Origin of the sequence: Sphingobium anseongense (assembly GCF_037725245.1) — a bacterium.
GTDB lineage: Bacteria > Pseudomonadota > Alphaproteobacteria > Sphingomonadales > Sphingomonadaceae > Sphingobium.
Map to the genome: position 1 here is coordinate 112,976 of NZ_JBBJUL010000002.1, position 23,540 is coordinate 136,515.

19 protein-coding genes and 1 tRNA gene are annotated in these 23,540 nt (G+C 63.1%); 10 read left to right on the plus strand and 10 right to left on the minus strand.

Going from position 1 to position 23,540, the window contains the following annotated elements; genetic code table 11:
* Positions 1–80 precede the first annotated feature (80 nt).
* Together WG908_RS02830 and WG908_RS02835 are read left to right on the plus strand one after the other, a co-directional pair.
* Positions 81–869, plus strand: a complete 789-nt coding sequence (locus WG908_RS02830) for a DUF4198 domain-containing protein (protein ID WP_340185057.1) — start codon at positions 81–83, stop codon at positions 867–869.
* Between the two features lie 32 nt (positions 870–901).
* Complete coding sequence (locus tag WG908_RS02835; RefSeq protein WP_340185058.1) at positions 902–1,390, plus strand: EF-hand domain-containing protein; 489 nt, start codon at positions 902–904, stop codon at positions 1,388–1,390.
* Positions 1,391–1,488: 98 nt separating this feature from the next.
* Here WG908_RS02835 and WG908_RS02840 read toward each other — a convergent pair whose 3' ends face one another.
* Positions 1,489–2,523 (minus strand): tyrosine-type recombinase/integrase, encoded by a 1,035-nt coding sequence (locus WG908_RS02840; RefSeq protein ID WP_340185059.1) that lies wholly within the window; start codon positions 2,521–2,523, stop codon positions 1,489–1,491.
* Between the two features lie 143 nt (positions 2,524–2,666).
* A tRNA-Ser gene (locus tag WG908_RS02845) sits at positions 2,667–2,758 on the minus strand.
* A gap of 229 nt (positions 2,759–2,987) precedes the next feature.
* Between WG908_RS02845 and WG908_RS02850 the strand changes: the two genes are divergently transcribed.
* The gene (locus WG908_RS02850) at positions 2,988–3,797 is read left to right on the plus strand and encodes a DUF1134 domain-containing protein (protein ID WP_340185060.1); all 810 of its coding nucleotides are present in this window, start codon (positions 2,988–2,990) and stop codon (positions 3,795–3,797) included.
* Between the two features lie 7 nt (positions 3,798–3,804).
* Here WG908_RS02850 and dinB read toward each other — a convergent pair whose 3' ends face one another.
* Genes dinB through WG908_RS02865 form a run of 3 tightly spaced genes read right to left on the minus strand, consistent with a single transcriptional unit; the run spans position 3,805 to position 5,985 of the window.
* Entirely contained in the window at positions 3,805–4,890 is a 1,086-nt protein-coding gene (dinB, locus tag WG908_RS02855; RefSeq protein ID WP_340185061.1) for a DNA polymerase IV, read from the minus strand.
* Between the two features lie 37 nt (positions 4,891–4,927).
* The gene (locus WG908_RS02860; protein WP_340185062.1) at positions 4,928–5,461 is read right to left on the minus strand and encodes a DUF177 domain-containing protein; all 534 of its coding nucleotides are present in this window, start codon (positions 5,459–5,461) and stop codon (positions 4,928–4,930) included.
* The gene (locus WG908_RS02865; RefSeq protein ID WP_340185063.1) at positions 5,458–5,985 is read right to left on the minus strand and encodes a ubiquinol-cytochrome C chaperone family protein; all 528 of its coding nucleotides are present in this window, start codon (positions 5,983–5,985) and stop codon (positions 5,458–5,460) included. The genes WG908_RS02860 and WG908_RS02865 overlap by 4 nt, the downstream gene beginning before the upstream one ends.
* 219 nt (positions 5,986–6,204) lie before the next feature.
* Here WG908_RS02865 and WG908_RS02870 point away from each other — a divergent pair, with 219 nt between their 5' ends.
* Positions 6,205–6,717 carry an outer membrane protein assembly factor BamE gene (locus WG908_RS02870; RefSeq protein WP_340185064.1) on the plus strand — a complete coding sequence of 171 codons (513 nt, stop codon included), beginning with the start codon at positions 6,205–6,207 and terminating at the stop codon, positions 6,715–6,717.
* A gap of 40 nt (positions 6,718–6,757) precedes the next feature.
* On the opposite strand, the gene WG908_RS02875 is transcribed toward WG908_RS02870, so the two are convergent.
* On the minus strand, positions 6,758–8,065 hold the full coding sequence (locus tag WG908_RS02875; RefSeq protein WP_340185065.1) for a tetratricopeptide repeat protein: 1,308 nt from the start codon (positions 8,063–8,065) through the stop codon (positions 6,758–6,760).
* A 406-nt stretch (positions 8,066–8,471) separates the two neighbouring features.
* On the opposite strand from WG908_RS02875, the gene WG908_RS02880 reads away from it, so the two are divergent.
* On the plus strand, positions 8,472–11,744 hold the full coding sequence (locus tag WG908_RS02880) for a PAS domain S-box protein (RefSeq protein WP_340185066.1): 3,273 nt from the start codon (positions 8,472–8,474) through the stop codon (positions 11,742–11,744).
* A gap of 58 nt (positions 11,745–11,802) precedes the next feature.
* Here the strand turns inward: WG908_RS02880 and WG908_RS02885 are convergent, their stop codons facing one another.
* Positions 11,803–13,380 carry a class I adenylate-forming enzyme family protein gene (locus tag WG908_RS02885; protein WP_340185067.1) on the minus strand — a complete coding sequence of 526 codons (1,578 nt, stop codon included), beginning with the start codon at positions 13,378–13,380 and terminating at the stop codon, positions 11,803–11,805.
* A 219-nt stretch (positions 13,381–13,599) separates the two neighbouring features.
* Positions 13,600–14,547 (minus strand): NAD-dependent epimerase/dehydratase family protein, encoded by a 948-nt coding sequence (locus WG908_RS02890; RefSeq protein ID WP_340185068.1) that lies wholly within the window; start codon positions 14,545–14,547, stop codon positions 13,600–13,602.
* 289 nt (positions 14,548–14,836) lie between these two features.
* Between WG908_RS02890 and WG908_RS02895 the strand changes: the two genes are divergently transcribed.
* Genes WG908_RS02895 through WG908_RS02905 form a run of 3 tightly spaced genes read left to right on the plus strand, consistent with a single transcriptional unit; the run spans position 14,837 to position 17,899 of the window.
* On the plus strand, positions 14,837–16,078 hold the full coding sequence (locus WG908_RS02895) for an acyl-CoA dehydrogenase family protein (RefSeq protein WP_340185069.1): 1,242 nt from the start codon (positions 14,837–14,839) through the stop codon (positions 16,076–16,078).
* A complete protein-coding gene (locus WG908_RS02900; protein ID WP_340185070.1) occupies positions 16,071–17,144 on the plus strand; it encodes a phosphotransferase family protein in 1,074 nt (357 codons plus the stop codon). Before WG908_RS02895 ends, WG908_RS02900 begins: the two co-directional genes overlap by 8 nt.
* An 8-nt stretch (positions 17,145–17,152) precedes the next feature.
* Positions 17,153–17,899, plus strand: coding sequence for an SDR family NAD(P)-dependent oxidoreductase (locus WG908_RS02905; protein ID WP_340185071.1), 747 nt, complete (start codon positions 17,153–17,155; stop codon positions 17,897–17,899).
* A gap of 65 nt (positions 17,900–17,964) precedes the next feature.
* Here the strand turns inward: WG908_RS02905 and WG908_RS02910 are convergent, their stop codons facing one another.
* Together WG908_RS02910 and WG908_RS02915 are read right to left on the minus strand one after the other, a co-directional pair.
* Positions 17,965–18,486: an SRPBCC family protein gene (locus WG908_RS02910; protein ID WP_340185072.1), complete on the minus strand. Its 522-nt coding sequence runs from the start codon at positions 18,484–18,486 to the stop codon at positions 17,965–17,967.
* Positions 18,487–18,616: 130 nt separating this feature from the next.
* Complete coding sequence (locus WG908_RS02915) at positions 18,617–19,477, minus strand: SDR family NAD(P)-dependent oxidoreductase (RefSeq protein WP_340185073.1); 861 nt, start codon at positions 19,475–19,477, stop codon at positions 18,617–18,619.
* A gap of 778 nt (positions 19,478–20,255) precedes the next feature.
* On the opposite strand from WG908_RS02915, the gene WG908_RS02920 reads away from it, so the two are divergent.
* Entirely contained in the window at positions 20,256–22,223 is a 1,968-nt protein-coding gene (locus tag WG908_RS02920) for an oxidoreductase (RefSeq protein ID WP_340185074.1), read from the plus strand.
* 329 nt (positions 22,224–22,552) lie between these two features.
* Positions 22,553–23,500 (plus strand): ROK family protein, encoded by a 948-nt coding sequence (locus WG908_RS02925; protein ID WP_340185075.1) that lies wholly within the window; start codon positions 22,553–22,555, stop codon positions 23,498–23,500.
* Positions 23,501–23,540 lie beyond the last annotated feature (40 nt).

The following is a 23,540-nucleotide window of genomic DNA, read 5'->3' on the forward strand; positions in this document are numbered from 1 at the left end:
CGACGATGCACCTATCAGCTTAATATGATATTGCAAGTGAGTCGCATTAGATTTAACAGCCGTCGCAGAAAGGGGAAATCATGAAGACACCACCCATACATTCCATCGCCCTGCTGCTGACCCTCGTCGGCGCTTCCACCGCGCAGGCGCATATGCCCTATGTGCTGCCGACCCTGTTCGATGTGGGCAAGAGCGACCATGTCACCGTTCAGTCGGCTTTCGCCGAAGATGCCTTTCTGCCCGAAGTCGCAATGCGCGACGCCCCCTTCCACCTGGTCGGTCCGGACGGGAAGGATCTGCCGACCGGACCGGTTACCCATTTGCGCGACCTCAGCGTCTTTGAGGCGGCCATCCCTGCCGACGGCACCTATCGCGTGACCAGCGGCCAGCGTGCCGGGCGCAAGGGCAAGATGTTCAAGCGAGGCGACACATGGGCCGTGCGCGGCGAAGGTGCCGAAGCGCCTGCCGATGCCGAGCAGGTCGAGGTGCAGAGCATGACTCTGGCCGACGCCTATGTGACGCGCGGCCAGCCGACCGAAACGGCGCTCAAGCCGATGGGCAAGGCATTGGAGATCCAGCCGATCACCCATCCCAACGGGATCGTCGCGGGATCGGACGTCCGCTTCGCTCTGCTGTTTGACGGCAAGCCGCTCGCTCATACCGACATCACTATGTTTCGCGGCGCCGGCCTCTATGATGGGCGCAAGGTGGCGGCCCAGGTGAAGAGCGGCGCCGATGGGCGCTTCACCCTGCAGCCCGGCGATGCGGGTACCTATCTGATCCTGGTGCGCCATCGCGGCGCAGCCCCGGCCGGGTCGGAAACCCCCTATCGCAGCTACACCTACACCCTGACCTTCGACGCGGCCTGAGCGCCGCGTTCCCCATATCCAACGGAGACTATATGATATTCCAGCTTACCTTGGCCGCCGCCCTGTTGACGCTCGCCGGCACCGCCATGGCCGCGCCGCATGAAGGATCGGCCTTCATCCACGACTATGACGCCGATTCTGACGGCCAGGTCAGCCGCGCCGAATTCGACAAAGGTCGCGTTGCCCGCTTCAAGGCGACCGACGCCAATGGTGACGGCTGGGTGTCGGAGAACGAATATGTGCAGGAATATAGCGCGCGACTGGAACAGCAACTCGCCGCGTCCGATCGCAACGAAGAGAAGAAGACGGAGGAGCGGCAGCGCCAGATCCGGCAGACTCATGTCCGATTCGGTGTGCTGGACAAGGACAAGGACGGCAAGATGTCCCAGGCCGAATATGACTTTTCGGGCGCGCGCGCCTTTGCCGAACAGGACAATGACAAGGACGGCATCGTGACCGCCACCGATGCCGCAGCGACCGCCGCGCGCCAGCTTGCCGAAAGGGAAAAGGTCACCCAATAATCTGCTGGCAGCCGTTCCCAACCAAGGGGTGCCCTCAATCGCGGTCGGCACCCCTTCCCATTAAGAAAATCCATAGGCGCGACAGCAAGTTCGCCGCTTTACGCCCAATCGTGGCGTAGCCGACAGTCCGTTTCCTGGAATGAGCCACAGGCGATCGAGCGTCTTGAATGGGTCGACAGCGGTAGGCGACAGCTGGGACATGCCTGCCGTTCCCAAAGCGACTTGCTAATGGCAGGTCTTGTCAGGGGGCGGACATCCGGCGTTTGCTCTGGCCACCCCTTGCATACCGCAGCCTTGATCGTCTCGGCTAGTGCCGGTCTCGACAGCGGGACGACATGCTCCCGCTGCGCCTTCATGCGCTCCTTGGAGATGGTCCACAGGGTATTCTCGATGTCGATCTCACTCCATGCCGCGCCGCGCACTTCGCCGGAGCGTGCGGCGGTCAGGATGGTAAACTGCAAGGCAAGGCGGCTGAACGATTCCCGTTCGCGTAGCCTGACCACGAAGGCCGCCACATCGGCATAGGACATGGCGGCGAAATGCCCGTCCTTCTTGGGCTGGCGCAGAAGCCCCTTGGTAATCGAGCGCATGGGCGCTTCGGTTTCGCGGTAGCCCGACGCAAAGGCCCAATCGAGGACAGCGCCGATCCGCTGGCGCACCCGGCGTGCCGTTTCCGGCTTGGTCAGCCAGATTTCGGCTAAGACGTTGCGGATCATCGGGCCGGTAATCTCGGACACCCGGATATCGCCGATGATAGGAAAGGCGCAGGCTTCCAGCGTTCGCAGCCATTGCCCTTCATGCTTCTCGTTGCGCCAGGTCTTGCGGTTCGCCGCATAGACCTTGGCCGTCGCTTCCCTGAGTGTCGGTATGCCGCGCGCCTTGCGCTTCTCGAACACAGGGTCGAGGCCAAGCTCGACCCAGGTCCGCACCTCGCGCGCCCTGTCGCGGGCAACAGACAACGTCACCTTCGCTGCGCTGCCCAATCCGATGTCGCGCCTGCGGCCATGCTTCTGGACGCGGCACACCCAGCTTTTGGAGCCGGTCGCGCCGACCACGAGAAACAGGCCATCGCCATCACCGAACCTGCCCGGTCGCTTTGCTGCCTTCACACCTGTTACGGAGAGCTTTCCCATGCCGATATTCTCCCACGCTTATTACCACACGCCAGATCGATCACCGACGGATGCGAGGGGATGAGGTGGGACGCGAATCAGCCAGAAAGGCCCGGAAACACTGGGCTTTTTCGGTTTGCTAGGGATGTAGGAAAACAAAGAATTGGCGGAGACGGAGGGATTCGAACCCTCGGTGCCGAATTCTCAGCACGACGGTTTAGCAAACCGTTGGTTTCAGCCACTCACCCACGTCTCCACATGGCCTGATCACCCGCGAGGGGCGGCGGCTAGGCGAAAGGGGCTATAGCGAGGGCTTTGCGACATGGCAACGGGGGATATGCGGCGGAAATAAGCGGTTATCGCGCGGCTGCTCATTCGGTCTGGCGCGGAATCGACTCATGTCGCCGTTCGTTCATTGCCGTTTCAGCTTCGCGGTCGGATAGATACGCTCTTTACCATATCGGGCGGGTCGGGGAATGACGGACATGATGGGGATAACCGCGCAGTTTGCCGGGCGCATGGCGCGTGCCGGCACGCTCATCGCCACGATAGCGGGCCTGGCGCTGACCCCGGTGGCGCAGGCGCAGGTCCGCACCGTCGATCCCAACAGCGCCATCGACGCGGACCTTGCCCCGCCTCCGCCCGCCAACAATGCGCCCAGCGATCCGGGTGTAAATGCCACGCCAGGCCCCGGCGTCAGCACCGACAGCAGCGTCTATGACAATCAGGCCGATGCCGGCGTCGTCGGCGGCACTACCGCGACCGGCGCGCCGGTCACGGCGGCATCGCCTCCGGCCGCGCCGGTGCCGGCTGAATCCTTTCAGGAAGACGACCTGATCGGCGCGGCCGAAGGCGTGTTCGGCAAGGGAGCCGAGGGGTTGGCCGGCATGATCGAAAAGATCCTGAAGGATCAGGGCCGCCCCAATGCCTATATCGCCGGGCGCGAAGCCGCCGGAGCGTTCGTGGTCGGTCTGCGCTATGGATCGGGCACGCTCAATCACAAGGTGGAGGGCAAGCGCGAAGTCTATTGGACCGGCCCGTCGGTCGGCTTCGATTTTGGCGGCAATGCGGCCAACACTTTTGTCCTGGTCTATAATCTCTACGACACCCAGGATCTCTATCACCGCTTCCCCGCGGCGGAGGGCACCGCCTATCTGGTGGGCGGCTTCACGGCCAGCTATCTGCGTTGGGGCAATGTCGTGCTCATCCCCATCCGGCTGGGCGTCGGCTACCGGCTCGGCGTCAATGCCGGCTATATGAAGTTCAGCGAGAAGCGGAACTGGCTGCCGTTTTGACCAGGGGCTAGATGGCGAGCGCCAGTTGCTCGGCGGCCTGGCCATCGTCGTCCTCGAGATTGTGGACGCCAAGGCCTAGCAGCCGCGCGCCCATCCGCAGCGGCAATTGCGCGACCAGCAGGTCGCGCGCCGCAAGCGCCAGCACATCGGGCGATCGCACCGGGCTCGCAAAGCTGCGCGACCGGGTGATGATGCGGAAATCGGCGAACTTGATCTTGAGCACCACCGTGCGGCCATGGGCGCCGCTCTTTTCGATCCGCCGCCACAGGCTCTGCGCGATCCGGTCCATCTCCTCCACCAGCCGATCGCGATCGACCAGATCGTCGAAGAAGGTGTCCTCGACGCTGATGGACTTGCGCGCCTGCCGATCCTGGACCGGGCGATCGTCCTGCCCCCGCGCGGCGCGAAAGTAGAAGTGCGCGGCGCTGCCGAAATGCCGTTCGAGGAACGGCAGATCGCACGCGCACAGGTCCGCGCCGGTCTCGATCCCGAGCGCTGCCATACGCTGCGCCGTGACCGGCCCCACACCATGGATGCGGCGCACCGGCATGGCGGCGATGAACGCCGCGCCTTCGCTCGGCCATACCACGCAGATCCCGTCGGGCTTGTTCTGGTCGGATGCCAACTTGGCGATCAACTTGTTGTAGGAAACGCCAGCCGACGCGGTCAGCCCGGTTTCGGCGTGGATCAGGCGACGGATTTCCTGCGCCACCACCGTTGCAGACGACAGGCCGGGCTTGTTTACGGTGACGTCGAGATAGGCCTCGTCGAGCGAAAGCGGCTGGATGATGTCGGTGAAGCGTTCGAAGATAGCCCTGATCTGTGCCGACACCGCGCGATACACCTCGAATCGCGGCGGCGCGAAGAGCAGGTCGGGGCACAGCCGCCGCGCCCGCGCGCCGGGCATGGCCGACCGCACGCCGAACGCCCGCGCTTCATAGCTTGCCGCCGCGACCACGCCGCGCGGCCCGCCGCCGCCGACCGCCACCGGCCTGCCCCGCAACGCGGGATCATCGCGCTGTTCCACCGACGCGAAGAAAGCATCCATGTCGACATGGATGATCTTGCGCGGCGGCGGCGTCTGTTGATCCATCGCTCCCCTATGCCAGATGGAGAACGAAAGGGGAATATCAGCCCTTGCCGCCGTGCGCCCTGGTCTTGAGCGCCAGCAGAGCGGCAAAGGGACTGGCCTGTTCCTCGCTCAATACGCCCGCGTCCTTGAGAACCGCGTCGGCGTCGGGCGTGCGGGGATAAGGTTCCATCATCAGCGCCATCGTTTCGGCTACAGCCTCGCCCATGTCGATGATGCCGCCTTCGTAGCCGATCGTATCGCAATCCTCGGCGTCCAGTTCGATCTCCTCGACTGTATCGCTCTCCTCCGCGAAACGCAGCGTGAAGGGCGAATCGATCGTCTCGGGCACCGGGCCACCGGTCGCGACGCAGGGCTGGACCAGTTGGGCGCGCACCCGGCCCCGCGCGATGATAGCGCCTTCATCCTGTGACAGGGCATAATCGGCCTCCAGCCGATCGAGCGCGATCAGCCCGAAACGACGGACCAGCCCGGCACGCTCGGCGGCATCGGCCGTGATCGTGACGGGGTCGACATGCCGGCCGATCTGGTCGAGCCGGACGAGCCGTGAAAATTCGGGCTGCGGATCCGTCATCCAATGTCTCCCGCCCGTAACCTGTCGACCGTCACGTCACGCCGCCGTGCCCATCCGGCACGAATCTCCGCCTCGACATGGGCCAGCGCCGCCGGATCGGGCGCCACGCTCCGATACAGGTTGCGCGACAACGCCTCCGCCAGGTCCGCTTCCCCCGTCAGCGCGGCGCGATAGGCCGCCAGCCGTCCGCCCAGCGCGCTCATCATCCGCCCGACATGCTTGCCCACGACCACATCGCCTATGCCCTGCTGGCGCAACTGCCCATCCATGTCATCGACGAACAATTCGGTCAGCCAGACGCTGTCCTGTGCCGCAGCCGCCTGCTCCAGCCGCAGCAGCACCTGTGCCAGGATTGCGACGATCATGTCGAACCGGCCGTCGATCGTATCCGGCACCGCCCCTTGCGCATACCAATGCTCGCGCCGCCCCTCAGCCACGATCGCGTCATAGAGCGGCGCGAGGGCCTGGCGCGGATCGTCGCGGCGGAAAAGACGGGTGAAGAGCGAGGAAGCTTTGACGGACATGGCCCAATTCTATCAACTAAGGCGGACTACCGGACATGGTCGGGCGCGGCGGCTCTTGCCCCTGCCCGCGCAATTCCATATTGATTGCTGTGCCCGGCAATGCAATGGCTGCGGCCTTAGAGCATTTTCGGGTCGGGTGAAATCACCTGATGACCTGGAAAATGCAGAAGTGAAGTGCCAGTCGCCAGGGCGGTAAAGCGCCCACCCCAGGAGAATTTCATGCGCCAGTTCAGCCGTCACAGTCTCCATGGGCGGATCATGCTCGCGACCGGCCTCTGCCTGACCCTGCTGGCGGCATCGGGCTGCGCACGCATTCGAACGCACCAGGGCTACCAGATCGACAAGCTGCTGGTCGATTCGGTGCAGCCGGGCATCGACAATCGGGCGTCGGTCGAAGGGACGTTGGGACGCCCGACCTTTACCGCGCAGTTCGGTGAGCAGGACTGGTATTATGTCTCGCGCGACATGCGCCAACTGGCATTTTCCAATCCCAAGCCGACGGCGCAGACCGTGCTGCGCGTCCGTTTCGATGCGGCCGGCAATGTCGCCGCGGTCGACCGGATGGGCCTGGAACAGGTCGCGGACATCTCGCCCATGGGCGGAAAAACACCGACGCTCGGCCGCAATCGTAGCCTGTTCGACGAGATTTTCGGCAATATCGGAGCGGTTGGCGCCGGCGGCATGGGTGGCGCCGGTGGTCCGGGCGGCGGTTCCGGCCCCAACGGCAGCTGATCTGCGCCGCCGGGGCAGCCTCGCGCCCGGCCGGTCCCGATCAGGTCAGGCGGAAGCTGATCACGATTACGATCAGCAAGGTCAGGACCAGCAGCGGCAGGCCGATCAGCATGACCAGCGCCCTGGCGTCAAGCTTGTCGGGATCGGCGCCGCGCTTGAGCGTCAGTTCGGCTCGGGTGCGATCAAGGGCGCTGGTTGTCAGACGAAGCTCGTGCTTCTGTTGCTGGATGAGGTCGCGCAGCAGCGTCCGTTCGTCCTTGTAGAATGCCAGGATGTCCGGCTCTCGCGCGATCGCGGTGTCGAATGACGCCAGCGCGTCGTCAAACTGCCCCGTCAGATACTGGAGATGCGCGCGAAAGGCGATCATCGTCACGTCATGGGCGATAACCGGCCAGGTCTTGTTCAAAAGGGCCAGCGCCTCGTCGGCCTTGCCCTGCCGCAGCAGGAAGCGGCTATATTCGACCTGCGCCTGAGCGAAGTCCCGCCGCTCATAAACCTGTTTGAACAATGTGTCGGCGGCGCCGTTGTGCCCTCGCGCCGCGCACGCCTTGGCCAGATTGAACAGATAGCCCGACGACCGATCCCGCCGCTTGCGCATCTGCGCGCGCAGATTGGGAACGTCGCCCCTTGCCAGCGAATCGAAGAGGGCAGGCAACAGGTTCATCTGTTCTAGAACCACGCCGGCCGGATGCCCCGTATAGGGTGCCGGCACCAGCATCACATAATTGCTGGCTTCCAGCATCATATGCGCATGTCCGGCATCGGGACTATACGGATCATAAACGACATAATGGGTCGCACCGCTGTGGCGCAATATGTCGGTCAGCGGCTCGTGATGGAAGGTCATCCGGGCCGCATCCGCCGCCCACCGCACGTCGAACGGGACGATCTCCGGGTCGTTCGACAGTTGCGGCGACAAGGCTATCACGGTCTGCGCGCCGATGGCGTCGGCAAAATACATGGCGGCATAACCGCCCATGTCCGACCCATATGTCAGGATCGTTTCATAGGCCGGAAGCCGTTTCGAGACGATATCCTTCAGCGTTTCACGCGACAGATCCTGATACCAGTTGTTGATGTTGCATTTGAGCGCCAGAACATCGTAACCGCGCTGCAGCAAGAACGCTTCGGCATAGCCGGGCGCATGGATATCGAGACTGTCATAATTGGCGAAAGTCACGGCCAGCTTGGCCGATGGGGTCGGCCGGGTGATATATTCAAGGCCGGTATGGCCGTTGCCATACAGGCTGTAGCTGACCGTTTCGGGCATGGCCGGCTGAGCCGGGTCGACCGTCATCAATTCGGACTTGGGCTTCACCTGCGCCGCAGGCTTGTCGCGCTGCGCCATGTCAGTTTCCCCCTGCCTGGGCGGAACGATCGCCCGATCGAATGGACGCAGGCTTAGTTCGGGCTTGGGCGGCCACCAGATGCTGTTCGATCATGCTGACCGGTTCGACCCGGCAGCCGGCCATGTCAAGCATAAAGGGCCGCAGCCGTGCGGGGCGGGATTCGCCCCACAGGCGCGGGCCGTTATCGCGGGATGGTGGTGAATCAAACGTCATGACCAACAACAGGCTCCCCGGAAGGCGGCGTCAAGCAGCTTATGCCGCACTGCAGCACGACTGTAAATTGCCGGGCGGCCAGCGGGGAACTCCGTGCGGCCTGCCGGGTTCAGCATCGACTGTCGCCGGACGGCGCAGCGCATGCGACTTTCAGGCTGGACGATCGCGGCCAAAACGGGGAAATGATTGTCCATGAACGTGTCCGCCGCCCGCCCTGCCCCGGCCTATCCCTTCCTGGCGGGCGGGGGAGACATGGCTGCGCGCATCTCCGCGTTCGACTGGTCAACGACCCCGATCGGTCCGATCCATGACTGGTGCTCCAGCCTTCGCAACACCATTGGCCTGATGCTTCGCAGCCGGATGCCGATGGTGCTGTTGTGGGGCGCCGAAGGCGTGATGATCTATAACGACGCCTATTCGGTTTTCGCCGGCGGTCGCGATTCACGGCTGCTGGGATCATGTGTCCGCGACGGCTGGGAAGAGGTCGCCGATTTCAACGATCATGTGATGAAGACCTGCCTGGCGGGCGGTACGCTCAGCTTTCAGGATCAACTGCTGACCCTGCATCGCCATGGCCGGCCCGAACAGGTGTGGATGAACCTGGAATATTCGCCGGTGCCGGGCGAGGATGGCGCACCGGCCGGCGTCATCGCGCTGGTCATGGAGATCACCCAGGATCATGATAACCGCGCGGCGCTGGAAGAAAGCGAGGCGCGGTTGCGCTTTCTGGACGATCTGGGTCGCGCCATTACCGACTGCCACGATGCCGACGACGTGCTGGCGATCACCACTCGGCTGACCGCTGGGCATCTTCGCCTGTCCAACTGCGCCTATGCCGACATGGACGAAGATCAGGACGGCTTGACCATCCGGGGCGACTGGCACGGGCCGGAATCAACTTCTCTGGTCGGCCATTATCGGCTCGCCGATTTTGGCGCGCTGACGGTGGCGGAACTGCACGCCGGGCGGCCCTTGATCGTCAATGATGTTGCGGACGAATTGCCGCCTGCCGACGCTGCGACGTTTCAGCGGCTGGGCGTTGCGGCGCTCGTCTGCATGCCGTTGATCAAGGCCGGCCGCCTGACGGCGCTGATGGCTATCCACGATCGCGCGCCGCGCCGTTGGTCCACGAACGACCTGACAGTCATCCGCGAAGTCACCGAGCGGTCCTGGGCGCATATCGAACGGGCACGCGCCGAACAGAAGGTGTCGCAGGGTCAGGCGGAACTGCGCCGGGCACAGGAAGCCGGCGGCGTCGGCCTGTTTTCGATCGACGTGCGAACCAACATCCTCACATGCACGCCCGCCTTCTGCCGCGTCTTCGGCTTTCCCACCCGCGATCATATCCACGCGCCCGAGATCGAACGGCTGATCGTGGCCGAAGATCACCAGATCGTGTCCGACATCGTCCGTCGCCGCGATGGATCGGCGCCGCTGGACGTGGAATATCGCATCAGGCGTGCCGACGACGGCGAGGAACGGCTGATCGCTCGCAAGGGCGAATATGAATATGACGAAAGCGGTAATCCGGTCCGCCTCGTCGGCGTCGTGCAGGACGTGACAGAGCGACGTCGTATCCAGCGGGCGCTCGAAAAGAGCGAGGCCAGCTTCGGTGCGCTCGCCCAATATATGCCCAATCAGGTCTGGACCGCGCGCGGCGACGGCCTGCTCGACTGGTTCAACTCGCGCGTTTACGATTATTGCGGCGCGACCGAAGGCGATCTTGACGGCGCCGGCTGGGCGCAGATCGTTCATCCCGACGATTTGCCGGCGACGCTGGAGCGGTGGAGCGAAGCGCTGCTGACCGGCCAGACCTATCAGGCCGAATTCAGACTGCGCGGGCGCGAAGGAGGATATCGCTGGTATCTGTCGCGCGCGGTGCCGCTGCGCGACGCGCAGGGCCGCATCAGCAGCTGGATCGGCACCAACACCGACATCGACGACCAGAAGATGCTGGAGGCAGCCAGCACGCGTGACCGCAACCGGCTCTGGACGATGAGCCAGGACCTGATGCTGGTTTGCGACCTGAACGGCGTTATCACCGCGATCAACCCGTCGGCGAAACGGCTGCTGGGCTGGACCGAAACGGACATGATCGGCCAGCGGCTCGACCATTTCGTCCATCCCGAAGATGTCGCGGACACCGTTGCCGAAATCGGCCGCATCGGGACCGGCACGACGACGCTGGCGTTCGAGAATCGCTATCGCACCAGCAGCGGCGACTATCGCCTGCTGGCATGGACGGCGGTGCCCGATGCCGACCGCATCCATGGCGTGGGCCGCGACATCACCGACCAGCGCGCGACCGAGGAGGCACTGCGGCAAAGCCAGAAGATGGAAGCGGTGGGCCAGCTGACCGGTGGCATCGCCCATGATTTCAACAATCTGTTGCAGGGCATCACCGGCAGCCTCGACATCATGGACAACCGTCTGGCGCAGGGTCGCACCGACGATCTGTCCCGCTGGCTGACCGGCGCCAAGGCATCGGCCAACCGCGCCGCCGCGCTCACTCACCGGCTACTTGCATTCTCCCGCCGCCAGCCGCTCGATCCGCGGCCCGTGCGGGCCAATCCGCTGATGGCGTCGATGGAGGATATGCTGCGACGGACGCTGGGGGAAAGGATCGGGCTGGAAATGGTGCTGGCCGGTGGCCTGTGGCTCACCCGCTGCGATCCCAATCAGCTGGAAAGCGCGATCCTCAACCTTGCCATCAACGCGCGCGACGCGATGCCCGATGGCGGGCGCCTGACAATCGAAACCTGCAACGCGCATATCGACAGCGCCTATGCCGCCATGCAGGGCGACGTCGAGCCTGGGCAATATGTGTGCATCTGCGTGACCGATACCGGCACTGGCATGGGCAAGGATGTTATCGCTCGCGCGTTCGAACCCTTCTTTACCACCAAGCCGATCGGCCAGGGGACGGGCCTGGGGCTTTCCATGATTTACGGCTTTACCCGCCAGTCCGAAGGCTATGCGCGCATCTACAGCGAAGTCGGCAAGGGCACCACGATCAAGCTCTACCTGCCGCGCTATCGCGGCGAAGAGGATCCGGAGGAAACAAGTCCCGGCCTGGTCGCGTCCGCCGCGGCGGACGCGGGCGAAGTCGTGCTGGTGGTCGAGGACGAGCCGGTGGTGCGCGGGCTGATCGTCGAAGTGCTGCGCGAACTTGGCTATCGCGCGATCGAAGCGAGCGATGGCCCCAAGGGGCTGGAAATATTGCAGTCGGCCCGCCGCATCGACCTGCTGATCACCGATATCGGCCTGCCCGGCCTCAATGGCCGCCAGGTCGCCGACGGGGGCCGGGTGTCGCGACCCGACCTCAAGATCCTGTTCATGACCGGCTATGCCGAAAATGCCGCGCTGGCATCGGGTTTCCTGGAGCCTGGCATGGCGATGATCACCAAGCCCTTTTCGATGGACGTCCTTTCCAATCGCATCCGGGAAACGCTGGAGCAGGGATGAGGGAGGCGCGCGCGTCGCCGCCCCTCATCGCTCCGGCCCGGCGCGACCAGCGGCTGCATTACTGATTTTCGGGTTCCGCAAACAGTTTCACCAACTCGAATTTCTGGATCTTGCCCGACGCCGTCCGGGGGAAATCATCGACCAGGCGCCACATCTTGGGCACCTTGTGGCGGGAAATGCGGTTGAGCAGGAACTCGCGCGCTTCCTCCACGTCGATGACCGTGCCGGCATGGCATTTGATCGCAACCGCGACCTCTTCGCCCCAGCGCGGGTGCGGCACGCCGACGACGGCGCATTCGGCGATGCCCGGAAAGTCGCCCAGCCGATCTTCGATTTCGCGCGGATAGATGTTTTCACCGCCACGAATGATCATTTCCTTGAGCCGGCCGGTCACGCGGACATAGCCATGCTCGTCGAGCGTCCCCAGATCGCCGGTCCGCAGGAAACCTTGCTCATCGAATGCCGCGGCAGTCGCTTCGGGATTGTTGAAATAGCCCCGCGTCATATAGGGGCTGCGGATGCGGATTTCGCCGATCTGGTCGATGCCCAGCGTGTCGCCGGTGACGGCGTCGGAGATTTTCAGTTCCGTATAGGGATAGGGCTTGCCGACGGTCCCCGCGATCACTTCCACCGGATCGCCGCGCAGCGACTTGCACATCACCCCGCCGGCTTCGGTCTGGCCGAACATGATCTGGACATCGGCATGGAAACGGTCACCCAGGCGGCGCACGAATTCCGGGGAAACCGTGGTGGCGCCGGTCTGGATCACTTCGAGCGACGACAGGTCGGTCTTGTCGAAATCGGGATGTTCCATGATGGCGATGGCCATGGTGGGAACGCAGGGGAACCAGGCGACATGTTCCTGTTCGATCAGGCGCAGCACTTCGGCCGGGTCGAAGGCGCGCAACACAACATGGGTGCTAAGGCGCGAAATGCAGCCGAGGATGGTGCTGACGGACCCGCCAATATGGAAAAACGGCATGACCCCCAGCCAGGCAAGCCCGTCTTCGATCTTGTAGAGTTCCGAGCCGAGCAGCGCATTGTTGACGATGCCGCGATGGTGCAGCTTGACGCCCTTGGGCGTTCCGGTCGTGCCCGAGGTGTAGAGGATGAGCGCCGTATCGTCGGGATGAACCGTCGCCACGCCATTGCCGTCGGCTTTCCCGGCGGCCAGATGATCGCGCCAGTCGCTGATCAGCAGCGTTTCGCGCAGGTGCGGCAGCGAGGGCCGCACTTCCTCGATGATGCCGGTCATGCTGACGCCGCGATATTCCAGGTCCGAAATCACGCCGACCACCTGGCTCTGTCGCATCAACGCTTCGACCTCCGCCGATCGCAGCGCCGGGTTGAGCGTGATCAGTATAAGGCCCGCCTGCGCCGCCGCCATCTGATACAGGATCCACGGCGCACTGTTCGCGCCCCAGATCGCGACATGGTCGCCAGTCTTGAAATGGGTCAGGAGAAACGAGGCAAGACGCAGCGAATCCGCATGCAACGCCTTGTATGTCCACGACAGTTCGCCATCCTTGATAGCGATCGTGTCACCAGCTTTCTCGGCGGCGTTGCTCAGGAGCTGTCCTACTGTCCAGTCCCGGATCTCCGAACGATCATGGCCCGAAGAATGTGCCTCATCCATCTGATTTCCCCGTTTCTCTTTCGTTCATACGTTCGCCGCCGCGTCCGCCCGATGGATACTATATCCTATCCGGCACGGCATTCCGCTGCTGAACCCGTTATAGCAGCCATCGCGAGTTATCCAGACGCACTCTTGTTCGGCCGACTATTTTTTCCGGCGATCGATGGGCCGAAAGATTTGCCGGCGCGACGGCCCCGACGCGTCAAGTGGCAGGTCCCGTCACAGGTCCTGATCGGGGAAGCGGCGATAATAATCGACCATGTCCGCGATGCCCGCCTTTACCCCATAATCGGGTTCGAAACCCAGTTCCCGGATCGCCCGCCCGCCATCCACATTGGGTGGGAATGCCGATCCGAACGGGGCCTGCGGATCGCGGGTTATCACCGCATCGGGAACGACGGACTTGATCAGCGCGATAAAGGAGTCTTCCGAAAATGGCGGCTCGGTGGGTGTATTGAAGAGCCAGTTGTCGCTGCGGTCGCAAAGGGTCGCATCGACACAGAATTTACCCTGGTCCTTGTTGTAGATGATCTGAAGCCCGTTGGTCGACCAGGCCGGGAAGATCGACGGCCTGCCCGTCGCGGCATTATAGATGACCCTGTTATAGTTCGCGCCCCAGCTTCCCGAAAGCTTGCCCAGGCCAAACGCGAATGCCGGCCGGACGCAGGTGATATCCAGCCCCTTGGCGAGATAGGCGCCGGTCATCAGCTCGCAAAAATATTTGCTCGCCCCATAGGGCGTGGTCGGCGCAATCCGATAGCTTTCGTCGACCAGCCGGCCGTCATAATCGGGCATCGTGCCGACCGCTGCGATCGAGCTGGCCCAGCAGACCCGCCTGACCCCGTGGCGCAGACCCGCGTCGAAGACGTTGGCGGTGCCCTGGCAGTTCACCTTCATTGCCTTGATCGGGTCCGACGACGATTCCGGGCCCAGGAAGGCGGCAAGGTGCAGGATATGGTCGATCGCATTGGCGCCGACGATATCGAAAAGCTGATCTTGATCCAAAATGTCGCCCTGCACGATCATGGCGGCGGGCGCGATCGCCTGAAGGATCGGCGACGCGGCAACACGATCTAGGACGACGACATCATGCCCCCGACGGATAAATTCCGCTACGGCATACATGCCGATATTCCCGGTGCCACCGGTCACGAGTATTTTGGCCATCCCATATCTCCCAGTCCCTGCGTTTGACACGCCGGCGATAGGTCCTATAACCTATAAATTCTTTAGGGGCGAGGGGGGACGATATCGACAATCTTCATCGACGGATGGTTGCCGCCGCTTGATCTGCCCTTCTGACGTGCTATCGCGCATCGGTGCAGCAATGGTCGCAAACGGAGTCTGTTCGATCTTGAAAGTGCCGATAGCGCCAGGCCTGGCCTTCTGATTCTCATCGCCCGGCGCAGATTGCGTTCAACTCGCCATCGCGCCTGGGCCTGTAACGGAGCTTAATATGGATTTCGCCATCAGTCCGCGGGGCAAGGAATGGCTCGCCCGGGTGCAGACGTTTCTGGAAGACAATGTCTATCCGAACGAGGCGCTGTACGAGGAACAGCTTGGCGATGAGACCAATGACCTCTGGCGCGTACCCCCGCTCATGCTCGAATTGCAGCAGAAGGCGCGGGACGCGAGTCTGTGGAACATGCACATGCATGATACGCGCCACGGGCCGGGCCTGAGTAACCTGGACTATGCGCCGATCGCCGAGGCGCTGGGGCGGGTTCACTGGGCGTCGGAAGTGTTCAACTGCAACGCGCCCGACAGCGGCAACATGGACGTGCTGTCGCTCTATGGCAGCCCCGAGCAGCAGGAAAAGTGGCTGAAGCCCATGCTGGCAGGCGAGATCAAGTCCTGCTTCGCCATGACCGAACCGGCGGTGGCTTCCTCCGACGCGACCAATATCGAGACCCGGATCGAGCGCGACGGCGACCATTATGTCATCAACGGGCGCAAATGGTGGATCACCAACGCCTATAATCCGCGCACGAAGATCTTCATCGTGATGGGCAAGACCGATCCCAACGCGCCCATCCACCTCCAGCAGACCCAGATCCTGGTCGAACCCAGCACGCCGGGCGTCAAGCTGGTGCGCTCGCTGCCGATCTTCGGCTATCATGACCGTCCGCACGGCCATGCGGAAATCCTGTTCGAAAATGTCAGGGTTCCAGCCGAGAATGTCATCCTTGGCGAGGGGCGCGGCTTTGAGATCGCGCAGGGCCGCCTGGGGCCAGGGCGCATCCATCACGCCATGCGGATCATCGGCGTGTCGGAACGGCTGCTTGAAAAGCTCTGCACGCGACTTACTACCCGCGTCGCCTTCGGCAAGCGGCTGTCCGACGAAAGCGTGTGGAAGGAGCGGATCGCCCGCGCGCGCATCAACATCGAAATGAGCCGTCTGCTCGTGTACAAGACGGCGTGGCTTATGGACACTGTGGGCGTCAAGAACGCCCGCAGCGAGATATCGCAGATCAAGGTCATCGTGCCCGAACTGGCGCAGCAGCTGTGCGACGTCGTCCAGCAGGCCTATGGTGCGGCCGGCATGTGCGACGATTTCGGCCTCGCCTATGCCTTTGCCCGCCTGCGCGTGATGCGCATCGGCGACGGGCCCGACGAAGTGCACAACCGCGTCATAGCCCGCAACGAACTCAACAAATATCTTCCGCCCAAATCCAGCGAAGGGGCCAAACATGGCTGATCGGCAGGAACTGCTCACCGGCACGGAAGCGCCGCCCGAACATCTGGCGCTCGATACGCAAAAGCTTGCCGCCTATCTTGGCCCCCGCGTCGATGGTCTGGGCAGCGACTTTGCGGTCGAAAAGTTCAAGGGCGGCCAGTCGAACCCCACCTACAAGCTGGTGGGACATGACAAAAGCTATGTTCTGCGCCGCAAGCCGCCCGGCCAGCTGCTCGCCTCCGCCCATGCGATCGACCGCGAATATCGCGTGACCAAGGCGCTGGCCGATGCCGGGTTCCCCGTCCCCCGCCCCGCGCTCTATTGCGACGATGAATCGGTCATTGGCTCTGCCTTCTACATCACCGAATTCATCGCCGGGCGGGTATTCTGGAACGCCGACCTGCCCGATGTCGACAAGGCGGACCGGACCGCCATCTATGATTCGATGAACGCCTATCTCGCCGACCTGCACAAGCTCGATTACAGGGCGCTCGGCCTTGAGGGTTTCGGCAAGGAAACCGGCTTTACGGCGCGCAACCTCAAGCGCTGGTGCGGCAATTACGAACAATCCAAGCTGGTCGACGTGCCCGATATCGACTGGCTGATGCAGGCGCTCGCCGAACGGCTGCCAGCGAGCGAGCCGACCGCGATCCTGCACGGGGATTTTGGCCTTTACAACGCGATGGTCCATCCGACCGAACCGAAGGTCCTGTCCGCGCTGGACTGGGAGCTTTCGACGCTGGGCAACCCCTATATCGACCTGGCGCATAACACGCGCGCCTGGTGGGAACCGCTCGGCTTTGCCGAAGGGAGCGCAACGACGCTGATCGGCCATGATCTGGACGCGCTCGGCATCCCGTCGCTCGACGCCTATATCGACAGCTATTGCCGGCGCATGGGCATCGGCGGCATTCCCGATCTCGGCTTTTACCTGAGCTTCGTTCAGTTCCGCTATGCGGTCATGATCCAGGGCATTTTGAAGCGCGCGAGCATCGGCACGGGGGTCAACCGCGCCGTCACCCATACGCAGGATCGTGTCGCGACGATCGCCGCTCTGGCACGCAATACCCTCACCCAATCGCTATAGGTCCGGTCATGAAGCAATATTTCGATTTCAGCGGCAAGGTCGCCCTCGTCACCGGCGGCAGCCGCGGTTTGGGCGCGGCAATCTCGCGGGCCTTTGCCGAACAGGGCGCAAACGTCGTCATCGCCAGCCGCAACGCTGAAAATTGCGAACAGCTGGCCGCCGAAATCGAGTCGGAATATGGCGTCCAGGCGCTGGGGGTCGGCGCGCATCTGGGGCGCTGGGACGACATCGACCGGCTCGCCGACGCGGCCTATGCGCGGTTCGGCAAGGTCGACATATTGGTCAACAATGCCGGCATGTCGCCGCTGTCCGACGGATCGCTGGGTACGCCCGAAGCGCTGTTCGACAAGGTGATCGGCGTCAATTTCAAGGGGCCGTTCCGCATGACTGCGCTGGTCGCGAGCCGCATGGCGGAAGGCGACGGCGGCAGCATCATCAACATTTCGTCGATCGGCTCGATCCGGCCGCAGCCCGAATATGCGCCCTATTCGGGTGCGAAGGCAGCGCTGAACGCCGTTACCATCGCCCATGCCTTTGAATATGCGCCCAAGGTGCGGGTCAACGCAATCCTGCCCGGCAGTTTCCGTACCGACATCGCTAAGGCATGGTCGCCCGACAAGGCGAAGAACATCAAGTCCGCGATCAAGCGCTATGGCGAGCCTGAAGAGATCGTGTCGACCGTCCTCTATTTGGCGTCGGACCATTCAAGCTTCACGACCGGCGCACTGATCCAGGTGGATGGCGGACGGCCCTGAATGTTCCATGCCCCGGCGCGTCGATCGTGGACCGACGCGCCGGCGGCAGGCTCGCCTTTGTCCGATCAGGCAGGGCTGCTTAACGCCGCTTCGGCTCCGCGCTGCTTGATCATGTGCCGGTCCAGCCCCTCGACGATCATGACATAGACGGCGTCCAGCCAGCCTTTCGCTTCCTCGACCGTGCCGGTTTCATCCACGTCGTACATGGATTGAATGCTCATCTGGCAGCTGTCGTCGGAAATGGGATCAAGCGTCCAACTCGCAAGATAATTGCGAATGCCACCGATCATACCATCATTCGCATCATAATAGATGCGATAGGATTTCTTGTCCGCCAGGATCAGGACCTCTCTATTTTCCAAAGGCAATCCGGCATCGACCGCATTGTCCCGCGTCATCACGCGCGTTCGCGGAATGGCGTCAGGTTCGCCTTCCAGAAAAGACAGGGCGAGCGCCGGCCCGTCATTATCCCCGTGATGGAACCAGCTTATGTCGCCCCAGTCCATCAGGACGTCCCACAGCGCGTCGATATTCCCATGGACCACGCCCGTATAATAGCCATTCACTCGCGCTACATGCGTCATCATTCACCTCATCTCTCGACAACCATTATGAACCGTCACGCTTCTGTCGCAAAGGCGCATTTTCAGCGCAATCGCCAATAAGGCCAGACCGCCGATAGCCGGCAGGTCATCCCCGCCTCATCGGCGGGCGCCCTTATTCGGCCCGTTGCAGTTCCTGTTCCGCCTGCGCCTTTGCTTCCTCGAGATAGGCCATCACCTTCTCCCGCGGCACCGCCGGACGAAATACCGAAAGACCCCCGTCCACGGCAAGCTGCGTCCCGGTGACGAAGCGCGATTCATCCGATCCCAGGAACGTCGCGGCATAGGCGATGTCCATCGGCTTGCCGGCTACGGGCAAAGGCTGCGATCCCGACATCATTTCATCGAGATGCGCCGGCATGACATCGGCCACATCCGTGCTCGCCCCGACCAGTTGGCCCCACATCGACGTCGCATAGGCGCCGGGAACGATGGCGTTGACCCGCACCTTGTTGCCGGCAAGCTCGAACGCGGCCCAGCGCGCGAGATAGAGTACCGCGCCCTTGCAGACCACATAGACCATGCTGGCCGCCGGCGAGAAATTTTCAGCGGCGGCGGACGAGACGAGAATGACCGATCCCCCGCCCCGTCTTTCCATGGGCGCGACCGCATGCTTGATGCACATGACATGGCTGCGCAGCAGATTGGCCTGCCCATCATCCCAAGCCTGGGTGGTCAGATCGACGATCTTCTCCTTGTGATCCACCGACGCGGCCGCATGAACGACGATGTCGAGTCCGCCGAACTTTTCTTCGGCCATCGCCATCGTCCGGGCGATATCATCCTCGTTGCGGATATCGCAGGCGCTGAAAAAGACCGATCCGGGAAAGCGCCCTTCGATCGCCGCGCCTTTATGCGCCTGGATATCGGCGACGATGACCTTGGCGCCCTCATCGACATACATTTCGACGATACCGAGCGCGATTCCCGACACGCCGCCCGTGACGACCGCGACTTTTCCTGACAAACGTCCCATTGCTCTCCTCTCCGCGCGGGCTGTCCCGACGATCTAGAACCGCATCCGCGGTGGCTTTCTACAGCTGTCAGTGGTGAAGGATGGCCGGTTGGCGCGCAACAGCCTTTTGGCAGTCTGGCGATGGGAATATGCGCCAGCCGAACGGGACGCCTTGCCATATGCGGGGCCACCCACGGCTTCCTTCGCCAGACCATTTGGATGGCCGGAGAGCTATGACCTCAACGCTGATAGGCGGGAGGGCCGTCGTCGGACCGATCCCGACCCCTGTTTTCCTGCTCGCACTACAAGCGCTGCGGCATCGAATTTCGCCTTGGAACCGCCGATACCCGATCGCCGATCGCACCGATTCTGTAGGGGGTGACGAAGCCGAGTCACTGTCATCGCCGACCAGTTGACAGGTCGAACCTGACTCGCTAGCGCCATAGTATTACCATACTAATCGCGCAAACACGCAATGGCGGACGCGTTCAGTATCCTGATGGTCGCGGTGAGCCGAAATCCAGCCGCCATCAGGTGCTGGAGATGGGATGAGGGTAGAATGCGAGAGCGCGACTTTGCCAAAATTGATGCCCCTGCCGTCACGGCGACGAGGGTTGGAGCACGCCCTGTTTCTGCCCCATGGCAGCGCAGGCCGATGCTCCTGCCTTGCTCGTCACCCAGGCGGCGCCACCGACGGGCGACGGCTGTTCCGCGTGCGCCTTTTGAGGCATCATCATAATAACGAGGCGGGTGTTCTTCGCCCCAAATCCATAACGCGAAAATGTTTCTGAGAGGTCCCATGTCCTACACCCACGTCGATAAGCCCATCAGGCTCCGCAATCTCGAGATCAAGAACCGGACGTTCCGATCCGCCCATGCGACCGACCTGGGCGGGGGATATATGTCCGATGTCCTGATCGCCTATCACGAACAACGGGCGCGTGGGGGCGTGGGTCTCATCATCAATGAGATCGGATCGGTTCACCCGTCGACCAGAATGTACCAGAATCTGTTCGACCCCGAATATGATGCCGGCATGCGCAGGCTGGTCGACCGGATCAAGCCGCATGGCACACGGCTGTTCCAGCAACTCTGGCACGGGGGCAACACCGGTGGATTTGACGGCATACCGCCGTGGAGCGCATCGGACGTTCCCAATATCACGTCTGGCCATGTACCGGTCCGCATGACGAAGGCCATGATCGACGAGATCGTCGCATCCTATGCCGATTGCGCGCGCCGCATGGAGGCGTGCGGCGTCGATGGTGTCGACCTGCATTTTGCCCACGGTTATCTGCCCGCGCAATTTTACTCGCCGCTGACCAATGATCGCGATGACGAATATGGCGGCTCCATCGAAAACCGGATGCGCTTCATGCTTGAAGTGATCACGGCGGTACGAAGCGCCGTATCATCGGATTTCGTCGTCGGCGCGCGCGTCGGCAATGATCTTGCGCCGGGCGGCATCGGCGAGGAAGAAACCATCCTGCTCGCTCAAACCCTCGAAGCAAAGGGGCTGGTCGATTATATCAACGTTTCCGTCGGCAGCTACAACCGCAACGACAAGATGATCGGCGGCATGAATGAGCCGACGGGCTACCAGCTTCCCACCAGCATTCCCATCACCCAGGCCGTCAAGGTGCCGACCCTGATCACGGGCCGTTTTCGCACGCTGGAAGAAATCGACCAGGTCATCCGCGCTGGCGAAGCCGACATGGTGGGCCTGGTGCGCGCGATGATTGCCGACCCCCAACTGGTTGCCAAGAGCCTGGCTGGCCACAGCGATAGCGTCAGGCCGTGCATCGCCTGCAACCAGGCGTGCGTCACCAACCTGCTGATCGGTGCGCCGATGGAATGTGCCGTCAATCCTGGCACGGGGCATGAGCTGGAGCGCGGCGATCACCTGCTGACCACCGCGCCCGAGCGGCGCACCGTCCTGGTCGTCGGTGGCGGCCCCGCCGGGATGGAGGCGGCGCGGGTCGCGGCGACGCGCGGACATAATGTTATATTGGCCGAGGCGAACCCCTATCTTGGCGGTGCTTTGCGCGCAGCGGGGAAGGTTCCGACGCGGCACAATCTGCTCGACATCATCACGTGGCTGGAGGAAGAAATTTTCCGGCTGGGGGTCGAGGTTCGCCTCAGCAGCTATCTGGACGCCGACGACGTGCTGGAGATCGGCGCGGATGTCGTGATCGTCGCCACGGGGGCGATGGAGCGGATGAACGGTGTGCAAATGTCGCACATTGGCGAACCCATCACCAATGTCGAACGCAGGGGCGTCATTTCTTCCACCGAATTGTTCATGGCGACGCCATCCAACCTGGGCCAGACTGCCGTCGTGCTTGACGATGTCGGCCATTTCGAGGGGCTGGGAGCGGCGGAATTCCTGATCAACCAGGGTCTGCGGGTTACCTATGTCACGCCCCTGCGCGAAGTCGCGCCGACCGCGCGATTGACGTTGATGGTCGAACCCTATCTGCAGCGCATGGAGGGCAAGCCCTTCAGCTACATGGTCCGCACCCGCGGCATCGCCATCGGCGACGCCGACATTACCGTCGGGCCGGCCCATCTGTACGACACTCTGGCGGATTCGGTGACGATACCGGCCGACACCATCGTCCTTGTCTCGCATAATCGCCAGAACCGCGAGATATACGACGCACTGGAAGGGCGGGTCGCCAACCTCCATGTGATCGGCGATGCCAGCGCCCCGCGCTTCGTCCAGGCGGCGATCCGCGAGGGTCATATCGCCGGCGCAAGTGCGTGATCGCAAACCGACGCCACGGGTGAACGTGCCAGCATAGCGCCCATGGCGTCCATGCGGCACGTTTACGCACCCAAGGTCTGCCACTCTTTCGCGCCATGATGTCGTCAACGGCGCGCGCATGGCCCGTATAGCCTCGCCCTGGGCGATGGGGCCGCTGCATCTCCCCATGCCGCTCGATCATCGCTTCGGCATGAACCATGGCCAAATCTGGCGTGGCAGACGGGTCGGGCGGCGCAATCTTCACGCGCTGATATTCGGTGATGCGCGGACGGACCATGTCCTGCGAGGCCGACAGGGCACGGAACTATTGCAGGGGGGCCCCTCGCGCGATGCAGGGTTTCGCGCTAGGTTGGTTCGTCGATGCCTGGCTGGAGGATGGCTCGATGGAACATGCAGACCGGATTGCGGGCGTCGAGCTGGGCGGCACCAAGGCAATCGCGCTGGTCGCCCAGGCCGGGCGCGTGGTCGAAAGGCTGGTCGTACCCACGACGGACCCGGCGCAAACGCTGGGCGCCCTTCGTATGGCGCTGCTCGACTGGCATGGGCACAGCCCGATCGACGCGCTGGGCATCGCCTCCTTCGGTCCGTTACGCCTCGATCGGACGGCGGCGGATTTCGGTCGCATGCTCGCAACGCCCAAGGCGGGCTGGTCGGACGCGGACATCGCCGGACAGCTCGCCGGGGGCTTCGATGTGCCCTGGCGGATCGACACCGACGTCAATGGCGCCACGCTCGCCGAGTGGCGATGGGGCGCGGGGCAAGGGTGCGGCAGCCTATGCTACCTGACGATCGGCACGGGCGTGGGCGGCGGCATCGTCATGGACGGCAGGCCCGTTCACGGCATGCTCCACCCCGAACTCGGCCACATGCGCTTTCGCAGAGCGCAGGGCGACAATTTCGCGGGCGCCTGTCCCTTCCATGGCGATTGCGTGGAAGGACTCGTATCGGGGTCCGCGCTCAAGGCCCGCTTCGGCCGGCCTGGCGAAGACATTGGCGATGACGATCCGCAATGGTCCTTCGTCGCGCAGGATCTGGCGGAGTTGGTGTGCGCGATCCTGCTGACGGTATCGCCCCACAGGATTTTGATCGGCGGCAGCGTCGCGCTCGGCCGGCCCTTTCTGTTGCCGATGATCCGCGCACGATCGGTCGATATGCTGTCGAACTATCTTCCGCACGTCACCGCCGATGCTGCGCAGCATATCATGGTTCAACCCGGCTTGGGCGCCGATGCCGGGCCAATGGGCGCGCTAGCCCTTGGCATGGCGGCGCTCAACTGACCAACGGCGCCCGACCCGTCCCAGTGGACACCTGCACGCA

Bases quoted from the DNA above. Each gene is read 5' to 3' on its own strand.
- WG908_RS02830 (WP_340185057.1), top strand. From the start codon at position 81: ATGAAGACACCACCCATACATTCCATCGCCCTGCTGCTGACCCTCGTC.
- WG908_RS02835 (WP_340185058.1), top strand. From the start codon at position 902: ATGATATTCCAGCTTACCTTGGCCGCCGCCCTGTTGACGCTCGCCGGC.
- WG908_RS02840 (WP_340185059.1), bottom strand. From the start codon at position 2,523: ATGGGAAAGCTCTCCGTAACAGGTGTGAAGGCAGCAAAGCGACCGGGC.
- WG908_RS02850 (WP_340185060.1), top strand. From the start codon at position 2,988: ATGATGGGGATAACCGCGCAGTTTGCCGGGCGCATGGCGCGTGCCGGC.
- dinB (WP_340185061.1), bottom strand. From the start codon at position 4,890: ATGGATCAACAGACGCCGCCGCCGCGCAAGATCATCCATGTCGACATG.
- WG908_RS02860 (WP_340185062.1), bottom strand. From the start codon at position 5,461: ATGACGGATCCGCAGCCCGAATTTTCACGGCTCGTCCGGCTCGACCAG.
- WG908_RS02865 (WP_340185063.1), bottom strand. From the start codon at position 5,985: ATGTCCGTCAAAGCTTCCTCGCTCTTCACCCGTCTTTTCCGCCGCGAC.
- WG908_RS02870 (WP_340185064.1), top strand. From the start codon at position 6,205: ATGCGCCAGTTCAGCCGTCACAGTCTCCATGGGCGGATCATGCTCGCG.
- WG908_RS02875 (WP_340185065.1), bottom strand. From the start codon at position 8,065: ATGGCGCAGCGCGACAAGCCTGCGGCGCAGGTGAAGCCCAAGTCCGAA.
- WG908_RS02880 (WP_340185066.1), top strand. From the start codon at position 8,472: ATGAACGTGTCCGCCGCCCGCCCTGCCCCGGCCTATCCCTTCCTGGCG.
- WG908_RS02885 (WP_340185067.1), bottom strand. From the start codon at position 13,380: ATGGATGAGGCACATTCTTCGGGCCATGATCGTTCGGAGATCCGGGAC.
- WG908_RS02890 (WP_340185068.1), bottom strand. From the start codon at position 14,547: ATGGCCAAAATACTCGTGACCGGTGGCACCGGGAATATCGGCATGTAT.
- WG908_RS02895 (WP_340185069.1), top strand. From the start codon at position 14,837: ATGGATTTCGCCATCAGTCCGCGGGGCAAGGAATGGCTCGCCCGGGTG.
- WG908_RS02900 (WP_340185070.1), top strand. From the start codon at position 16,071: ATGGCTGATCGGCAGGAACTGCTCACCGGCACGGAAGCGCCGCCCGAA.
- WG908_RS02905 (WP_340185071.1), top strand. From the start codon at position 17,153: ATGAAGCAATATTTCGATTTCAGCGGCAAGGTCGCCCTCGTCACCGGC.
- WG908_RS02910 (WP_340185072.1), bottom strand. From the start codon at position 18,486: ATGATGACGCATGTAGCGCGAGTGAATGGCTATTATACGGGCGTGGTC.
- WG908_RS02915 (WP_340185073.1), bottom strand. From the start codon at position 19,477: ATGGGACGTTTGTCAGGAAAAGTCGCGGTCGTCACGGGCGGCGTGTCG.
- WG908_RS02920 (WP_340185074.1), top strand. From the start codon at position 20,256: ATGTCCTACACCCACGTCGATAAGCCCATCAGGCTCCGCAATCTCGAG.
- WG908_RS02925 (WP_340185075.1), top strand. From the start codon at position 22,553: ATGCAGGGTTTCGCGCTAGGTTGGTTCGTCGATGCCTGGCTGGAGGAT.